The organism is Clostridium sp. AF27-5AA, from assembly GCF_003478415.1.
Classification (GTDB): Bacteria; Bacillota; Clostridia; order Lachnospirales; family Lachnospiraceae; genus Otoolea; species Otoolea fessa.
Map to the genome: position 1 here is coordinate 1 of NZ_QUFH01000031.1, position 648 is coordinate 648.

Genomic DNA, 648 nt, shown 5'->3' on the forward strand with positions numbered 1-648 from the left:
TCCCTCATTTCCTGTATGATACGAAACGCCTGATAGAACAGGCTTGATTTTGCCCCGGCGAGGCCGGAGCGGTTGCCGATCAGAGAAAGGTTCTGACAGGGAGAGCCGAAGGTTATCACATGGACCGGCGGGATTTTCCCGCCGTCCACCTTCGTAATATCTCCCAAATGCGCCATATCGGGAAAGTGCCTTTTGGTTATGGAGATGGGCGCTTTTTCAATCTCGCTGGCCCATACCGGACGGATACCGCACCGGGAAGCAGCCAGAGGGAACACGCCGATCCCGTCAAAAAGGCTCCCCAGCTTAATGTCCGGCATAGCCCGGGGTGCCGTGTCCCTTCACGGCAAGCACCCCTTCCAGCGTTGTCGCCGCAATGCCCAGCCGCCCGGCAACCGCAATATCGTTTTTTACATCCTCGTCCACAACGCTGCCGCAGACGATCAGGGTATGGGAGCGCCGCAGCATATCCCGGCGCATATCAATCCCGGCCTTGTGTTCCTCGGGAACGCTGTCATTCAAAAACAGCGGCAGATACAAGAGCGGGCAGATCGGGGAAAAGCCCGCCTCATAAGCAAGGCGGCAGTAGTGGGCCGCCAGCTCCATATCAACATCCGGCTCGCCGCTCCATGCGGCGGTCAGGTACGCTAA

Annotated in this window: 2 protein-coding genes; both read right to left on the reverse strand. The window is 58.5% G+C overall.

The features are described 5' to 3' along the window. A partial coding sequence (locus tag DWY89_RS14175) for a DNA cytosine methyltransferase (protein ID WP_147353346.1) occupies window positions 1-317 on the reverse strand: 317 nt, incomplete at its 3' end. Next, the coding region (locus DWY89_RS14180; protein WP_118524783.1) for a hypothetical protein at window positions 304-648 on the reverse strand (345 nt) is incomplete at its 5' end. The genes DWY89_RS14175 and DWY89_RS14180, both read right to left, overlap by 14 nt.